The organism is Methylomonas sp. TEB (assembly GCF_047777895.1).
GTDB lineage: Bacteria > Pseudomonadota > Gammaproteobacteria > Methylococcales > Methylomonadaceae > Methylomonas.
This window is the reverse complement of the sequence record NZ_CP180476.1, coordinates 2999149-3015584: the sequence shown is the minus strand read 5'-3', so window position 1 is coordinate 3015584 and position 16436 is coordinate 2999149. Positions and strand designations below refer to the sequence as shown.

Sequence of the window (16436 nt, the reverse complement as noted above, 5' to 3'; positions counted from 1 at the left end):
CAAACGATAAGGAATCTCGATGAGTCAATACAAAATTATTTTCACGGGCCCGGTAGGCGCCGGCAAAACGACTGCAATCAACGCTATTAGCGATGTGCCTCCGATCAAAACTGATGCGGCTGCCAGCGATATGACAAAAAATCGTAAAGCATCCACTACGGTGGCGATGGACTACGGTGTCATGAATTTGGCGGGCGGCGAAAAAATTCACTTGTACGGTACTCCCGGCCAGGAACGGTTTGATTTTATGTGGGATATTTTGACCAACGGCGGCATCGGCTTAATTTTATTGCTAGACAACACCCGCGCAGACCCTTTTCAGGATATGCGTTTTTTTCTGGATGCGTTCGGTAAGTTTATCAACGACACCAGCGTAGCGATTGGGGTGACGCAAATGGATTTAAGTAGCACACCCTCAATAGAAGACTACCATGCGCAACTGCAAGGCTTTGGCTTGAAACCGCCGGTTTTTTCGGTGGATGCACGGGAAAAGAATGATGTCTCTTTGTTGGTACAAGCTCTTTTATATTCCCTGGATCCAGGTTTGGCGGGGTAATCACCATGGAAAGATTTGATCTGATTAACGGGCTGTATCTCTATCCTACTCCCGCTGGTGCTTATTACGCTGTCTCGTCACCCGAAAACGATAAACCCCGGCGGTTTTTAATCCGCTTGCTGCAACAGGAACAGACTCCGGCACTGACTATCGCGCAGTTGCAAACATTGATGGAAATCGATGACGAGGATAAAGCCTTGCAATTGTTGCTGTACTGCCAAAAGCTAGGTTGGGTGCAAGGCGTAGACACGCCTTTACAGGCGCCACAGGCCGCGCTTGAGACGATGTTGCCGGATTTATTGGGAACGATTTCCGAGAGCGGCAAAGTGCTATTGGCAGATGATCAAGGGTTTTATCTGGCGTGCAGCGGTTTTCCGCATGAGGTCGCCGAAGAATTGTCCGCGCTCAGCGCGGAACTGGCAACCGTGCATAAACGCCGTTCCGGATTACTGATAAACAATATGGGTATTTCCAGCCATGCCTGGGCCATCGTTGATCCGTTCGGTAACAGTCAAATCGGTTTTTGGCCGATGTTCGTCGGTAAGCACCGTTTTGTGCTGGCGATCAGCGGCGTACCGCATTTTAACCAAGCGGAGTTTGTAACCTTGGCCTGGGCTTTAATCACCCGTTATTTAAGCAAAGCCGCTGATGCTGCCAATTAAGCGGATCGCATATCACCCATTAATGAATAGGAATTAGATTATGAAAGCAGACATGCTGACGTCGGTTTTAAACGAGCTGAACGGTACTTCGGCGGATATAGAAGCCTCAGGTGTGATTTCCACCGACGGTCTGATGATGGCGTCGGTGTTGCCAGCCGGTATGGACGAGGATCGGGTAGGCGCTATGAGTGCGGCGATGTTGTCTTTGGGCGATAGAACGGCCCAAGAATTAAATCGCGGCAATTTGGAACAGGTGTTGATCAAAGGTGCCAGGGGCTATGTGCTAATGACCTATGCCGGTAATGAAGCCGTGCTTACCGTACTTGCCAAACCTAACGCCAAGCTTGGACTCATCTTTCTTGATGTGAAGCGTGCGGCAGAGAGTATTTCCGAAATGCTGTAAACCCTAACCGGCAACCCGGAGTAAATCATGATCGTTGATATGAAGCCCGAAGACATCATTGGCGAGTACCAGGAAGCAACGCTTACCTATTGCGACGGCAAATCCAGAAAAGTGCTGTACACCGAGCTTGAAACGCCGTATCCCGACGGCAAATTGATTGTTTCCACCACAACGCCGGATGGCATTATCAGCCACGTCAATCGCGCATTTGTGGAAATGTCGGGCTATACCGAAGCGGAGTTAATCGGCGCACCGCATTGTATTCTCAGGCACCCGGACATGCCGTCCGCTGCGTTTAAAGACTTATGGGATACGGTGCAACGCGGTGAAAAATGGCAAGGCTTCGTGAAAAACTTGCGTAAGGACGGCGGTTATTACTGGGTAAAAGCCACGGTAATTCCGAATGTGCGCGGTGGCAAGGTGGTTGGCTATACCTCGGTGCGCCGAAAACCCTCGCGCAGTAAAGTCGATGAATGCATCGCACTGTATCCGACACTTAGTTAATTGGGGAACATCATGTCTTACATGTTTACAGTCAGCCCGGATTTTGCCCCAGACCACCTGTCGGGTTGGTATATATTCAACACTTGGTTGCAAAAGCAGAGCGCCGAGGCCATCCATTTGGAAATGTACAATCACTATCAAGACCTGCATCAGGCCATCGCAGCCGATAAGATCGATTTGATTTACGCCAACCCCTTCGATGCCGCCATGCTGGTCCGAGAGAAAGGTTTTTTGCCGCTGGTACGCGCCCAAGGAGAATCCGACGAAGCGATCATTGCCGTTAACGCCGGCAGTAATATCAACGATGTGGCCGAATTAAAACCGAATACTCGGGTGGCTTTCACCGACGATCCGGATGTGCGCCTGATGGGCATGATTATGTTGGAGCCCGCGGATTTGCACGCCGGGAATATCGTCCCGTTGTTATCGGACAATCATGTTTTGGTGGCCAAACACCTGCTGAAAGGCGAAGCGGATGTCGGCATCATTCTGGCGGAGGCCTATGACAACCTGTCCGGTGTGATTAAAAAACAGCTGCGGATCTTGGTGCGTAGCCAAATAAGCGTCATCTACCATTCTTTGATGATAGGGCCGAGATTACAGAATCGCCGCGCCGACATTCAAAAAATATTACTGGAGATGGATAAGGATGAAAAAGGCGGTGGGGTGTTGAATGCCCTGGGCTTTAGGGCGTGGCAACGAATCGAGGACGAGGAAATGGAATTCATGATCGATTTGATGGACACGTTGAACACCTGATTCCATCGCGATGCATCAGTCGACCGTAATCGATTTTCTGCGACACGGCGAAGCCCGTGGCGGTTCGTATTATCGCGGAATCACCGACGATCCGCTGACTGAACGCGGTTGGCGGCAGATGTATGGCCAATGCGGGGCAGGGCAGTGGGATGTGGTGATCAGCTCGCCGCTACGCCGTTGCCGTTCCTTTGCCGCGGCCTGGTGCGAACAACAGCAACAGGATTTGGTGATTGAACCGGCATGGGGTGAAATTGATTTCGGCGCTTGGGAAGGCCAAACCGCCGAGCAAATTTCCAGTCGCTGGCCCGACGCTCTGGCGGCATTTTATACAGACCCCGTCCATTTCACCCCGCCGAACGCGGAAAGCTACCAAGCATTCGCCGCCCGCGTCAGGAAGGGCTGGGAAAGTTTATTGGCTGAGCAGGCTGGACGCCGCGTGCTGGTAGTAACCCATGCCGGTGTGATAAGAGCAATATTTGCGGAAGCCTTCAAACTGCCGGTTACCCAAAGTTTTCATATCGATTTGCCGCACGCCTGTTTAACCCGTTTTACCTGTTTTGATGACGGTAACGGGCGCTTCGTCCAGCTTAATTTTCACAAGCCGGTTTGATTCTTCTATACTGGCCTTACACTTGATTTAGGCGCGGCCGTTTTGACCAATCGATTCCTACCCATCCATTTAGGCGCGCCGGGCGAAGAGATCAGCAAAAAAGATCTATATGCAGTTGCCCAACGATTCAAGCACTTCAATCAGTTGCGTTTGCAACATGTACAAAGTTTTTTGCAGCCGCGCCAACAGGATTTCTTAAAGCTGCTGCCGTTACTGTTTCATCAAAATCATCCCTTGTTGCCCGGTTTCGTGTCGCTGGAAGGCCCGGCGGGTATTCCCGATTACACGCCCAACAAGCAGACTATAGATGTTGCCAAGCAGTTTTCCAAAGGCTTTGTCTACAAGCGCAAGGCCTTAAGACACTATCCTATCCAGGCGATTTTTTTGATGGGTAGCGTCGGGAGTATGGCGTTTTCGAAAAACAGCGATATTGATATTTGGCTTTGCCATTCATCCACTTTGGCGCCGGATGAATTAAACGAATTGCGGCAAAAAGCCCAGGAAGTGGAAAAATGGGCGGCGACCTTAAAAATTGAGACGCATTTTTTTCTGGTTGATGCGGCGCAGTTTTTGCGCGGCGAAAATACGCCGATCTCTAAAGAGAGTAGCGGCGAAACCCAACATTATCTGTTATTGGAAGAGTTTTACCGCACCTCGATTTACATCGCCGGGCGGATACCGGTCTGGTGGTTGGTGCCGCCGCAACAGGAAAAATACTATAAGCAATATGTCGCGCATTTGCTGGAAAACCGGTTTATCTCCGAAACCGACGTCGTCGATTTCGGCGGCCTAGAAGATATGCCGATGGCGGAATTCGTCAGTGCGACGCTTTGGCATATCTACAAGTCTTTGACATCCCCGCATAAGTCCTTGTTGAAGCTGCTGCTGATGGAAAGTTATGCCAGCGAATTTCCCGAACCGCAGTGGCTGTGTCTGTCATTGAAGCAGGCGGTGTATCAAGGCGATTTCAGTGTCGAAAGCCTGGATCCTTACCTGCTGATGTACCGCAAAGTGGATGCCTATCTGCGCCAGGCTCAGTCCAAACGCCGCTTGAATCTGATTCGGGAATGTTTTTACATGAAGATCATGGCCGCGTCCGATAATCTCACGGAGAATAGAGTGCGCTTGCAGCGTGAAGATTATCTGCATAGTGTGGCAGATCAATGGGAATGGCCGGAGGATTTGCTGGACAATTTGGCCAGCCAAAAATTTTGGGACATTAAGAAAGCCAGTGTCGAGCACGTGGTGATTCGCGATCAATTGCAACAATGTCTGCGGATGATTTTAAAGTTTTCTGGTTTGCCATTGGATCAGGCGCAGCGGGAAAACAGAGACTTGAAATTGATCGGCCGGAAATTGCGGGCCACCCTGGATTTACGTCCCGATAAAATTGAAGTGCTCACCACCAGAACCACGGTCCACGCCAAACCCGATTTGCTGATAGCTGTGGAAGTCCTGACTGACGACGCTCCGCCTCGCTGGTGTTTATACGATGACCGGGCGGCGTCACAGAAAGCCTCTCTGGAAAGCGCGATTAAATCCGGCGAGAGCTTGCTCGAAGTTTTATGCTGGGCCGTGGTAAACGGCTTGTACAAAAAGTCGCTCAATCTGCAACTGGTGACTCCCAATCTTAAAATTGCCAATAATGATTTATATCAACTGTTTAATGAGTTGAATGCGTTTCTAAGCCGCTATTTGCCGGGCAGGGAGAACGATCTGGAGGTTTACGGCGAGCCGAATCGCGTCTCGTCGTCCTTGTTACTGATAAACCTCGGCGAAAGTTTGGCGATTGACGCGAACAATCAACAGTTGGTGATGAGCGAACGCTCAGACCCGTTAAGTTACGGTGATAGCCGTCAGTGTTTCATCCAGAGCATTCAGCGCTTGTCGGTATCCAGTTGGGGGGAGGCCAGCTTGCAGCGCTATATAGGCATAGAGGGAGTATTTAACTGCCTCGTTGACGTGTTTAACAACAGCGCCGCGCCCTTGTCTGCCGATAAACTCCAAGCGCTATGTTACAACCCGGTACGTGGCAAAAGCATCCTCTTGCGCATCGAATCTTTGTTCGGCAATTTGCTAAAATTTTTTGCATCCGCTCGGGACGGCTTGCAGCGCTATATCGTGGCTGCCGAGACCGGTTATGGCTTGTTCCAACTCAGAAACGGCAGCCTCGGCTATTACCGGCTGGACACGCAAAATCAACTGCTGCATGAATTAGCCAAGCCTAATCCGCAATTTTCCGCAGTATTTTTTGATGCCTACGTACTGGATCAAACCTATATTCCGTCTTTATATACGCAGAATTTGGCTGATGTGATTCAGGTTTTTTATCATGCAACCAGCAAACACGTGGGTGTTTATGTGCTTGATGAAAAAGGCGCGCTGTTTGTCCATCAGCATAGCAATGCCAATCCTGAGCACGTCATCACGCACTATTCCGTGTTTTTAGGCACCTTGCTGGCGCGCGCGCAATTGCCGGATGGTTTGAGTGTCAAATTTTACGAAATCCAGCGCAATTCAGCCGGAGTGCTATCTTGCCAGGCCGTGCCGGTCAAACTCGGCGCCAGTGTGATGGATCTGAGAGTGCGGATAGCGACCGATGAGGACGGTGCAATTGCGATTTACTGTAACCAACAAAAGTTTTCTGTCGCCAACGCCGATAGCTTCAAACCGATTCGCGCCCACATACTGGGCTATCGGAAAAACCGCGACGACTATCCGTTTCACATCACCGAAATAGATGTACCTTGTCGTCTGTTGGGAACAGACCGAAACGAGCAGTTACAAGCCGCCCATTTCCTAAACTACAAGCAAAAAATAGAAGACAAACTAAATATTTAATATTTCAGGGTCGCAGCCGATATTTAGCTCACACCAGTCGAGCTATGGGGGTTGCCATGATTATCCAGAATTCCGCCGTCCACCTGCAAAGTCAGCATCAAGCGCAACAGATCAGCAAACGCAACGAATCGCTGCGGGTCTGGATCGATAAGCCGGAAGATACCCCCAATGCAGCGCGAAAGACTCGTCCCGAAACCGCGCGCAAAGTCATTCAAGATTCCCTTGATCTCAGCCGGTCGGCGCAAACTTCGGCAACCGCTGCGCAAACCCTGGATACCGATAGGGCGCTCAGTTCCAAAGATAATCTGCTGTTGCAAATCATTAGACGCATGGTCAAGGAGATTACCGGCCGCGACTTTGAATTATTCGCACCGGATGATCTCAAGGGGCAAGCCGACTCTGTGACCATTCAGGCCCCGCAGCAAGCACCGGCAACATCAGTCCCCGAGCGCGAAGGGTATGGACTGGTCTACCACAAATCCGAGTCTTATTTCGAAAGCGAAACGACTAATTTCAGCGCAGAAGGTAGTATCACTACCCGGGATGGGCAAACGCTGAGTTTTTCAGTGTCAATGTCGATGAGCCGCAGCTTTTATACCGAATCCAATCTCAGTATCCGCGCCGGCGACGCGGTGAAAACCGATCCTTTGGTTATCAATTTCGACGGCAATGCCGCAGAGTTAAGCGGCAGCCGATTTCAATTCGATATCGATGCTGATGGTCGTTTGGATCAAATAGCCGGTTTGAAAGCCGGCAGCGGTCTGCTGGCATTGGACAAAAACCAGGATGGCCTGATCAACGACGGTTCGGAATTGTTCGGTCCGCGCAGCGGCAACGGCTTTGCAGACTTAGCGGCTTATGACGACGATAACAATCAGTTTATCGATTCCGGTGATGCCGTTTATAAACAACTCCGCATCTGGCAGCGGCATGATGACGGGTCGCAGCAATTATTGGCGCTGGGTGATAAAAATGTCGGCGCGATTTACTTAGGTCACTTGACGACGCCGTTTCAACTAAAAGACACCGCCAATCAAGCGTTGGGTGAAATTGCCAGTAGCGGTATCTATTTAACCGAACAAGGCCAAGCCGGCAGCGTGCAGCAACTTAATTTCCTGGCTTGAAACAAAGATTTCCCATGATTTTCCTGCGGCCGAGTCGGGGCATTTTTTTCCGGCTTGGCCGAGCATGGATACGGAAGCCTCTCATGCCAGCCCCATCATCTGTCTGAATTCGATAATTGAGCTAGACTTGCCCACATTGCAAAACAATATCGAAACGATCATGACACGCCATGCTTTATGGTTAGCCCGATCCTCAATTATTGCTGTTCCTGCGAATCCGGATTGATTCCCTTCGCGGCCTATAAGGCCCCCAAGCTGTGGGAATGTCCCTCGCTGTCGATATGAAGGCCGGTTGATAGTCAAACCGCATGCCGGAGTCGCAATCCAGGTATCCGGGATTGCTGATTAATAAAGATTGAATGACTCAAAGTACTGCTCATAAGACCCTATGAAAAAATATATTGCCGGATTTTTTGTATTAACTGGTCACGCCTGCGTCTTGCAGGCTGCATCTCAAGACGCACTTGAGCTGAATGTGGAAGACTTGCTGAATGTTGAAGTGACTTCAGTGTCCAAAAAAGCCCAAGCTCTGAACGATTCTGCGGCCGCGATATTTGTCATTACCAACGATGACATCAAACGAACGGGCGCGACCAGTATTCCCGAGGCACTGCGCATGGCCCCAGGCCTTGACGTGGCGCGTATCGATTCGAACAAGTGGGCGGTCAGTTCCCGGGGCTTTAATGCGCGTTTCTCCAACAAGTTACTGGTATTGATCGATGGTCGCAATACTTATAGCCGCATGTTTTCCGGTACCTACTGGGAAAACCAGGATGTGATGATGGAGGATGTCGAACGAATTGAGGTGATCAGGGGGCCGGGCGCGACGCTGTGGGGTGCAAACGCGGTAAACGGTGTGATTAATATCATCACCAAACACAGTTCGAAAACGCAGGGTGGTCTGGTGGCTGCCGGCGGTGGTACAGAGGAACAGGGGTTTGGCGCATTTCGTTACGGCGGTAAACTGGGCGAGGATACCACTGGCCGGGTTTATGCCAAGGGGTTCAAACGCGATCAAAATACCAATGCGCAAGGCCATGGTGCCGGTGACGATTGGGACAAAGTACAGGGCGGGTTTCGCATAGATTCTCAGTTGTCGTCAGCAGACGAACTTAAATTTCAGGGCGATCTTTATCATAGCCATCTCAACCAGGTTCTGTCCCAGCCCAGCGTGGTGTCTCCCTATAGTTTAACCGCCCGCGACAAAGCCGAAGCTTACGGCGGCAATATCATGGGGCGTTGGCAGCACACGTTTTCCACCCAGTCCGACATGTCTCTACAATTGTTTTACGACTATTATCGGCGCAATGAGGAATGGATGTCTGAAGGGCGGGATACATTTGACTTGGATTTTCAGCATCGCTTCGGCTTGTTTGATAGCCATGAATTGATTTGGGGGCTGGGTTACCAACTAACCTCGGATCGCCTTGAAAGTAGCACTATATTCAGCATGTCTCCTGCTCACCGGAAAAATCAGTTATTCAGCGCATTCGTCCAGGATGAAATGGAATTGATAGACCAAACGCTGTGGTTGACCTTGGGCAACAAATTTGAACATAACGATTTCACCGGCTTTGAAGGCCAGCCCACCGCCCGATTAATGTGGGCGCCGGCGCTGAATCATCGGCTTTGGGCCGGGGTATCCAGAGCAGTGCGCACGCCCTCGCGCGGCGAAGCCAATATGCGCTTGACGACAGCGGTTGTGCCGCCGTCATCGCCATTTTTTATACCGGTGGAACTGGCGCTGGAGGGTAACACAAGCTTGCGTAGCGAAGATGTGATTGCTTACGAAGTGGGTTACCGCACCACCATGATCAAATCCGTATCGGTGGATGTGACGGCGTTTTATAACGATTACGCGCACATGCGCGACGCTTCCCAAGGCGCCGTTTATTTCGATCCTATTCGCGGTGTGTTGGTCCAGCCTTTACCCTTTAGTAATAATTTAAAAGCCAAGACCTATGGTGTCGAAGTCTCGACAGTCTGGCAAATGCTGGACTGGTGGCGGTGGGACGCCAATTACAGCGTGCTTAAAACCGAAGTGCCGCAAACCGCAATGGCGGTGGTGGGCATTAGTCCGCAGCAGCGCATGAATTTACGCAGTGCGATCAATATTCGGCCGGATTTGGACTTCGATGTTTGGTTTCGCTACGTCGGCAACAATGCCGCAGCAACAGCTTCCGGCAACAGTTACATACCCGATTATGTGACGATGGACGCGCGCTTGGCCTGGCGCCCCGAACCTGATCTGGAAATATCATTGGTAGGCCAAAACTTATTAACTAATAGCCACTTGGAATATCAACAGGAAAACCTGGTACTGCCAACATTTATTGATAGGGGTATGTACGGCAAAATCAGTTGGAATTTCTGATGCCGCTGGCAGGTAGACTGTTTTGCATTTTTTCTATTTAGTTGGATTATTGTTGCGACGGATATGCAAAACGCAATAAAAATTTATCTGTTGGCATTAATGTTATTTAGTTCAAGCGCGTCTTGCGCGGCGCCGTTGGCGCTTGAGCAATATACGGTGTTGGCCGCATTGACGCTTAATTTTGCCCGTTTTACGCAATGGCCGGAGCAGGCGTTTGCCAATTCCGGAAATAACCTGCAGGTTTGTTTGGTAGGAGACAATGCATTACTGCAATCTTTTGATTCAATTAGCGGTAAAGCGGTTGGGGATAGAGTGATTAAAATAATTAATTCGGACAAATTACGTAATTTAAGTCAATGTCATATTCTGTTTTTAAGCGAATTATCCAATAGTGTTTTGTCGCAAGTTTTTTTAGATACCAGGCAGTTTCCGGTGTTGACGATAGGTGAAGAAGCCAATTTTATCGAATCGGGGGGCATGGTGGCTATGGTGAATACCGATGGAAAAATACAGTTACATATCAATCTTGCGACGGTTAAAAGCTCGGGGCTAACGATTAGTTCCAGCCTTCTGCGCTTAGCGAAAATTGTCGGCGATAATTAGGAGAGATAATCGCATGTTTAAATGGTTTAACAATGCGCCTATCAAGATCAAGTTAGTACTTATTATGACTTTGATCGCTGTGTTGACGCTGTTTTCGGCAAGCACGGCGATTGTTGTGAATGAATATTATGCCAAAAAGAAAGATACCGAGCAGCAGCTGGTATTAATTGCCAATATTATTGCGTCGAATATTTCAGCGGCACTGGTTTTTGAAGATACGGTCTCGGCTAATACTATGCTGAATAGTATGAAAACCCGGGACAGCATATTAAATGCCGAATTATATGATAAGCAAGGCAAGTTATTTGCCGACTATCACTCGCAAAAACTGGGTATTAGTCATTGGGATGCGGAAAAAGCTTCCGCGCTATTAAACGATGCGCAATCCCTCCCTAGTTCTGAAGGCCTATATGGTTTTATCGGCGAAGTTTTCGCTTATTGGTATGAGCGCTTATTTCCTTATACCAATAATATTGACGGTAAGTCTGGGGAAAAAAACGTATTCAAATACGATGAGGACAATAATCTGCATTTTGTCCGTTCGATAGAACTGGATGGTGACGTCGTAGGGGTATTGCATTTGGTGGATGACCAAAGCGGCTTCTACGCCATATTAAAAGCGTTTTATTCGACTATGGGTTTGATCGTAATATTTACCATGGTCTTAATCGGTATGTTGACCACCAAATTGCAGCAAATATTTTTGGCGCCCCTACTCAAACTGATGGATGCCATGCAATCGGTTGGACATGAGAAGAGTTTTTCGCATCGGATTAACAAGACCAGCAACGACGAATTTGGTGATTTAGCCGATGTGTACAATGCCATGCTAGCCGAAATCCAGTTCAGAGATGATCAACTAGCCATGCACCGAGATTCTTTGGAAAGGCAAGTTATCGAACGTACCCAGCAATTGGAAGAAAAAAATCAAGAGCTGAGTATCAGCATCGCCGAAGCGCTCTCCGCCAAAGAGCAAGCCGAACAAGCCAGTAAAGCCAAATCGCAATTTTTGGCAACCATGAGCCATGAGATCAGAACGCCGATGAACGGCGTGTTGGGCATGACCGAGTTGTTGATGTCATCCGGTTTGGATGATCGGCAAACCAGATTTGCCGACACTGCCTACCGTTCCGCCAATTCGCTACTCAGCATCATCAATAATATTCTCGATTTTTCCAAAATCGAAGCCGGCAAATTGCAGTTGATCGTTCAGGAATTTGATCTGCGCCGCTTATTGGAAGACACCGTCGAAATGATGGCTGAGCAAGCCCACCGTAAGGGCCTGGAACTGATATTGAATCTGCCGCACCAAATGCACTTTATTGTGCAGGGCGATGCGGAACGATTACGGCAGGTGTTGGTTAACCTGCTGAGCAATGCCATCAAGTTTACCGAAGAAGGCGATGTGCAGCTTAAGGTGAGTGTTCCGGAAAACGCGGCCCGCGATAAAGTCAGATTATTATTCGAAGTAATCGATACCGGCATAGGGGTTGCCGCTGAGCGTCAGGCGGAAATTTTCGATAGTTTCACGCAGTCCGACGGCAGCATTACCCGGCGTTATGGCGGGACCGGTTTAGGTTTGACGATTTCCAAGCAATTAGTCGAATTAATGGGCGGTAGTCTGGGGCTGGAAAGCAATATCGGTCGGGGTTCCCGGTTTTACTTTGACTTAGAATTGGGATTGGGCATCCAGACCGACATCGAACGTGCCGATACCAGCGCGTTGGAAGGTCTGCACATCTTGGTAGTGGATGACAATGCGATAAACCGCGACATACTCCACGATCAAGTTTCGCTATGGGGCGCCCATGTTACGACCGTCGATAGCGGCCCCAGGGCGCTAAAGCTATTGGTCGAGGCGGCTACTTTAAATAATCCGTTTCAAGTTGCTCTGCTGGATTGGCATTTGCCGGTGATGGATGGCTTGACGCTGGCCAAGGCCATTCAACGCGACCAGCGTATTCCCAAACTGCCTTTAATCATGCTCAGCTCCGAAAATGTCAGCATTAAAACCGGCCTGACCCACGAATACGGCATCAGCTTTTATTTGAACAAACCGGTTTTCCAACAACGTCTGCTGAATTGCTTGCTGGAAATCGCCACGTTCGCACCCGTCGAGCAAACGGCACCTTCCGCTGTAACACCGGAGCAAATTAAGTTATCCGGGCGCATTTTGGTGGCTGAGGATAACTTGGTTAATCAGGAAGTGGTCAAAAGCTTCTTAGAAAGCATGGGCTGCATCGCGGAGGTGGTTGCAGACGGTCAGGAAGCGTTGCAAGCCGCCTGCCGGCGTCGTTACGATTTAATTTTGATGGATTGTCATATGCCGGTTATGGATGGCTTTTCCGCAACCATCAAAATTCGCGAGCATGAACAAGCCACGGCCTCGACCCGAATTCCGATTATCGCTTTAACCGCCGATGTACAAAAAGGCATACACGATCAGTGTGAAATGGTTGGCATGGATGGCTATTTAAGTAAACCGTTCAGCAAAGAGCAACTGCGCCATTTATTGATAAATTGGCTACCCAATGCTGCGGATAATGCACTGGAGCCGGCTCCGCTGGCATATCAAGACGCAGCGATGGTAGGCGAATTTACCCCCGGACCGATTTGCCAGGCTGATCTGGCTCAGCTTCGGGATATTTACGATGCGAATGGGGTAAGTTTATTAAACAAGGCCATCGCACTTTATCTGCAAACCGCGCCGGAAACAGCCGAAAAACTTAGACAAGCCGCTGCCGATGGGCAGGCGGATTTGCTGGCCGATATGGCTCATGCCCTCAAATCGTCCAGCGCCAATCTGGGTGCCAGGGACTTGTCTAAAACCTGCCGATTACTGGAAGCTGCCGGCCGCCAAGCAGATCTTGCGGCAATTCCGGCACTGCTGGCGGAATTTGAGGCGCAATTGCCGGCGGCTTTGGCCGAGCTGCGTGTTATTGCCAATGCCAGCGTAGCGCAGCCCGATGTGCCGCAAGCCGGCATGGATAAGCGAGTAGCCGACCTGGCGCTGGAAGCCAAGCGAATTTTACTGATAGACGACGATCCAAACTTCAGATTGATTACCGGCGAACAGTTAAAAGCCTCGGGTTTCGACGTCGTGGAGGCCGAGAGTGGCGAAGCGGCGCTGCTCTTGCTGGAAACGGCCATTCCGGATCTAGTCATAGTCGATGCGATTATGCCGGGTATCGACGGTTTTGAAACCTGCCGGCGCATGTCCGCCAACCCTGCCATGACCGACATTCCCATCATTATGTCTACCGGCTTGGAAGACATAGAATCGATAAATCGGGCATTTAAGGTCGGCGCTACCGACTTCATCATTAAACCGCTTAATCATGTGGTGTTGATTCATCACATCCGTTTTCTGCTGCGCTCCAGCCATGACACGGCGGAATTACGCAACAGTAAGCAGCAACTGTCTGCTGCGCAACGCATCGCCGGTTTGGGCTACTGGACGTGGGATCCGCGGCAGGACAAATTCGAAATATCGCCGTTTTTAGCGGAAATGTGCCAAATGCCGGCCGACTATTTTCGGGGAGAGCTCAGTAACTATTTGAATTTAATCGAGGCTGCGGACCGCAAAATAGTGCAGACCTTGATAGAGGCCGCTGCCCAGGGCGAACAGGTCGAGTATGTCGAGTACCGCTTGCGGCCGGATCTGGAAACGCCCATCAGCGTCCGCCAGGATACCGCCATGATCAGCAGCGGACAGCAGAGTTTTGTCACCGGGACGGTGCAGGATATTTCCAAGCAAAAGCAATCGGAAAAAATCATCCACCAGTTGGCGTATTTCGATGAGTTGACCGGCCTGGCCAGCCGTGTGCATTATCACAAGCGTATTCAACAGACCATCAAAGCCTCGGCGCGCGGCAAGCTGGAGTTTGCGTTTTTATTCCTGGATCTGGACGAATTTAAGTATGTCAACGACAGCTTTGGACATAACGTCGGCGATCAATTTCTGAAAGCGATCGCCCAACGTATCCAAAGCGTGGTACGTGAAGAAGACTTTGCTGCGCGATTGGGAGGAGACGAATTTTGTATCATCGCCAGCAGCATTACCGACGAATTTCAAGCCATGGAAATCGCCGAACGCTGTTTGCAGGAAATCAACCGACCTTTAATTTTGGATACCCACCATTTAAAGCCCCGCGTCAGTATCGGTATTGCTATTTATCCAAAAGATGGCGAGAACGAGCACGACTTGATGAAAGCCGCCGACACCGCCATGTACGCAGCGAAAAGCGCCGGCAAACAGCGCTACGCTTACTATCGGCCGGAGATGACGGGCCTGGCGATTAAGCGCATGCAAGACGAGCAAACGTTGCGCGACGCGCTGGAGCACCAGCAATTGCAATTGTATTATCAGCCCCAGGTAAGTATGTTGGATGGGCGAATGATAGGTCTCGAAGCCTTGGTGCGCTGGCGACATCCGTTGCGCGGTTTGTTGGGGCCCGGCGAGTTTATTCCTTTGGCTGAGGCTTTGGGTTTGATCGGTAAAATTAGCGATTGGGCTATTCAACAGGCTTGCGAACAATTAATTGCCTGGCAAAATCAAGGGCTGCCGTTATTCACCACGGCTGTCAACGTCTCGGCAAGCCATTTCCGCGATCCGCAATTTCCGTTCACGTTGCGGGAAATCCTCAAACATACCCAATTGCCGGCTCACTATTTACAAATCGAAGTCACGGAAAGTGCCATGCAAACGGCGGCAGACTTAGAGATATTTAAAAAACTAAAGGGCATAGGAGTGAAAATCGCGATAGACGATTTCGGCACCGGCTTTTCGTCGCTGGCGTCGCTGAAGCAGTTGCCGGTGGATTGTCTGAAAATCGACAGAACCTTTGTTCAGGACGTGTTGTTCAATCCGCAAACCCCGATTCTGCTCGGGACGATTATCGGCATGGCCAATGCGATGAATTTCTCGCTGGTCGCGGAAGGCGTGGAGACCATAGAGCAAGCGATGGTGATGAGCGGTTTGGGCTGCCAAGTGGTGCAAGGCTATTTGTTTAGTCAACCTTTGACTGCCGCCGAAGTGCCGGCCATGTTTGACAAAGATTTCCGGCTGGAATTTATTCACTCCAAACCAGCCCATAACGATATTCATCGAAACAATTATGACTGATCTTGAATTGCCGGAACGCTTCGCAGATATTAAACGGCTGCCTTCTCTGCCGCACGACGTTCATCAAGTGGTCAAAGCCTTGTCCGACGATAATCTGGATTATGCCCGGTTAGCCAAGATTCTGGCTGGGCATGCGACGATTTCGTCGCGACTGATTGCCTTGGCCAATTCGGCATGGTTTAACAACTCCAGCGAACCGGTGACATCATTGGAAAGAACCTGTTTGAAATTGGGATTAAATATTGTCCGAGGCGTCGGTATCGGTTTGGCGGTGATGAAGCCTTTTAATATCAGGGATTGCCGAAGTTTCGATATCAAACGCTATTGGATCAGTACCATGCTGGTGGCGCACGCTGCCCGCGCGCTGGCCGACGAGCTTGCGGCCGAGCGGGGCAATGAACACTTGCCGCAAACCGTGCACACCGGCGGCATTCTGCACAATATCGGCTTGCTGTGCATGGCTGACATCATGCCCGAAGAAACCCACCAAGCCCTGCGTTTTAAACAAGCCAATCCCGAATTGGACTTGAATCAAGCCTTACGCAAATTGCTGCATACCGATTATTGCGAAGTCGGGGCGCATCTGACCATTTCCTGGGGAATACCCGAAGCGTTGGTGGCGATTATTCGTTACCATCGTAATCCGGGTTATCAAGGCAGCTATTGGCGGCAGGCAGCTTTGGTCGGCGCTGCGACGCATATGGTGGGTAGTGTGTTCGACGATAAAGAAACCTGGCCAGTCGCGGCCTTTGAGAAACTGAGCATCAGCCCGGCCTGTCAGGCTGAGATATTTGCCGACCTGCAAAGCCAATATTTAAAAACTCAGGAATTAGCGAAAGTGCTGTTTCCTTAAAAAGTGTCTGAGAAACAAGTCC

12 protein-coding genes are annotated in these 16436 nt (G+C 50.1%); all 12 read left to right on the top strand.

What is annotated here, in order from left to right; all coding sequences use genetic code 11:
- The first annotated feature begins 19 nt into the window (after positions 1-19).
- Positions 20-556, top strand: coding sequence for a GTP-binding protein (locus ACMXD4_RS13485; protein ID WP_033159328.1), 537 nt, complete (start codon positions 20-22; stop codon positions 554-556).
- 5 nt (positions 557-561) lie between these two features.
- Positions 562-1218, top strand: coding sequence for a hypothetical protein (locus ACMXD4_RS13480; protein WP_415878420.1), 657 nt, complete (start codon positions 562-564; stop codon positions 1216-1218).
- A gap of 40 nt (positions 1219-1258) precedes the next feature.
- Positions 1259-1621 (top strand): roadblock/LC7 domain-containing protein, encoded by a 363-nt coding sequence (locus ACMXD4_RS13475; protein WP_101052602.1) that lies wholly within the window; start codon positions 1259-1261, stop codon positions 1619-1621.
- Positions 1622-1648: 27 nt separating this feature from the next.
- Positions 1649-2125 carry a PAS domain-containing protein gene (locus ACMXD4_RS13470; RefSeq protein ID WP_033159326.1) on the top strand — a complete coding sequence of 159 codons (477 nt, stop codon included), beginning with the start codon at positions 1649-1651 and terminating at the stop codon, positions 2123-2125.
- A 12-nt stretch (positions 2126-2137) separates the two neighbouring features.
- The gene (locus ACMXD4_RS13465) at positions 2138-2884 is read left to right on the top strand and encodes a phosphate/phosphite/phosphonate ABC transporter substrate-binding protein (protein ID WP_205454135.1); all 747 of its coding nucleotides are present in this window, start codon (positions 2138-2140) and stop codon (positions 2882-2884) included.
- Between the two features lie 10 nt (positions 2885-2894).
- Entirely contained in the window at positions 2895-3494 is a 600-nt protein-coding gene (locus ACMXD4_RS13460; protein ID WP_415878419.1) for a histidine phosphatase family protein, read from the top strand.
- A gap of 42 nt (positions 3495-3536) precedes the next feature.
- The gene (locus ACMXD4_RS13455) at positions 3537-6335 is read left to right on the top strand and encodes a class I adenylate cyclase (RefSeq protein ID WP_415878418.1); all 2799 of its coding nucleotides are present in this window, start codon (positions 3537-3539) and stop codon (positions 6333-6335) included.
- Positions 6336-6391: 56 nt separating this feature from the next.
- Positions 6392-7459: a hypothetical protein gene (locus tag ACMXD4_RS13450; protein WP_415878417.1), complete on the top strand. Its 1068-nt coding sequence runs from the start codon at positions 6392-6394 to the stop codon at positions 7457-7459.
- A gap of 388 nt (positions 7460-7847) precedes the next feature.
- Positions 7848-9833 carry a TonB-dependent receptor plug domain-containing protein gene (locus tag ACMXD4_RS13445; RefSeq protein WP_415878416.1) on the top strand — a complete coding sequence of 662 codons (1986 nt, stop codon included), beginning with the start codon at positions 7848-7850 and terminating at the stop codon, positions 9831-9833.
- Positions 9834-9968: 135 nt separating this feature from the next.
- The gene (locus ACMXD4_RS13440) at positions 9969-10436 is read left to right on the top strand and encodes a YfiR family protein (RefSeq protein WP_415878415.1); all 468 of its coding nucleotides are present in this window, start codon (positions 9969-9971) and stop codon (positions 10434-10436) included.
- A 13-nt stretch (positions 10437-10449) separates the two neighbouring features.
- Complete coding sequence (locus ACMXD4_RS13435) at positions 10450-15561, top strand: EAL domain-containing protein (RefSeq protein ID WP_415878414.1); 5112 nt, start codon at positions 10450-10452, stop codon at positions 15559-15561.
- Positions 15554-16414: an HDOD domain-containing protein gene (locus ACMXD4_RS13430; protein WP_415878413.1), complete on the top strand. Its 861-nt coding sequence runs from the start codon at positions 15554-15556 to the stop codon at positions 16412-16414. The genes ACMXD4_RS13435 and ACMXD4_RS13430 overlap by 8 nt, the downstream gene beginning before the upstream one ends.
- Positions 16415-16436 lie beyond the last annotated feature (22 nt).

Bases quoted from the DNA above. Each gene is read 5' to 3' on its own strand.
- ACMXD4_RS13485 (WP_033159328.1), top strand. From the start codon at position 20: ATGAGTCAATACAAAATTATTTTCACGGGCCCGGTAGGCGCCGGCAAA.
- ACMXD4_RS13480 (WP_415878420.1), top strand. From the start codon at position 562: ATGGAAAGATTTGATCTGATTAACGGGCTGTATCTCTATCCTACTCCC.
- ACMXD4_RS13475 (WP_101052602.1), top strand. From the start codon at position 1,259: ATGAAAGCAGACATGCTGACGTCGGTTTTAAACGAGCTGAACGGTACT.
- ACMXD4_RS13470 (WP_033159326.1), top strand. From the start codon at position 1,649: ATGATCGTTGATATGAAGCCCGAAGACATCATTGGCGAGTACCAGGAA.
- ACMXD4_RS13465 (WP_205454135.1), top strand. From the start codon at position 2,138: ATGTCTTACATGTTTACAGTCAGCCCGGATTTTGCCCCAGACCACCTG.
- ACMXD4_RS13460 (WP_415878419.1), top strand. From the start codon at position 2,895: ATGCATCAGTCGACCGTAATCGATTTTCTGCGACACGGCGAAGCCCGT.
- ACMXD4_RS13450 (WP_415878417.1), top strand. From the start codon at position 6,392: ATGATTATCCAGAATTCCGCCGTCCACCTGCAAAGTCAGCATCAAGCG.
- ACMXD4_RS13445 (WP_415878416.1), top strand. From the start codon at position 7,848: ATGAAAAAATATATTGCCGGATTTTTTGTATTAACTGGTCACGCCTGC.
- ACMXD4_RS13435 (WP_415878414.1), top strand. From the start codon at position 10,450: ATGTTTAAATGGTTTAACAATGCGCCTATCAAGATCAAGTTAGTACTT.
- ACMXD4_RS13430 (WP_415878413.1), top strand. From the start codon at position 15,554: ATGACTGATCTTGAATTGCCGGAACGCTTCGCAGATATTAAACGGCTG.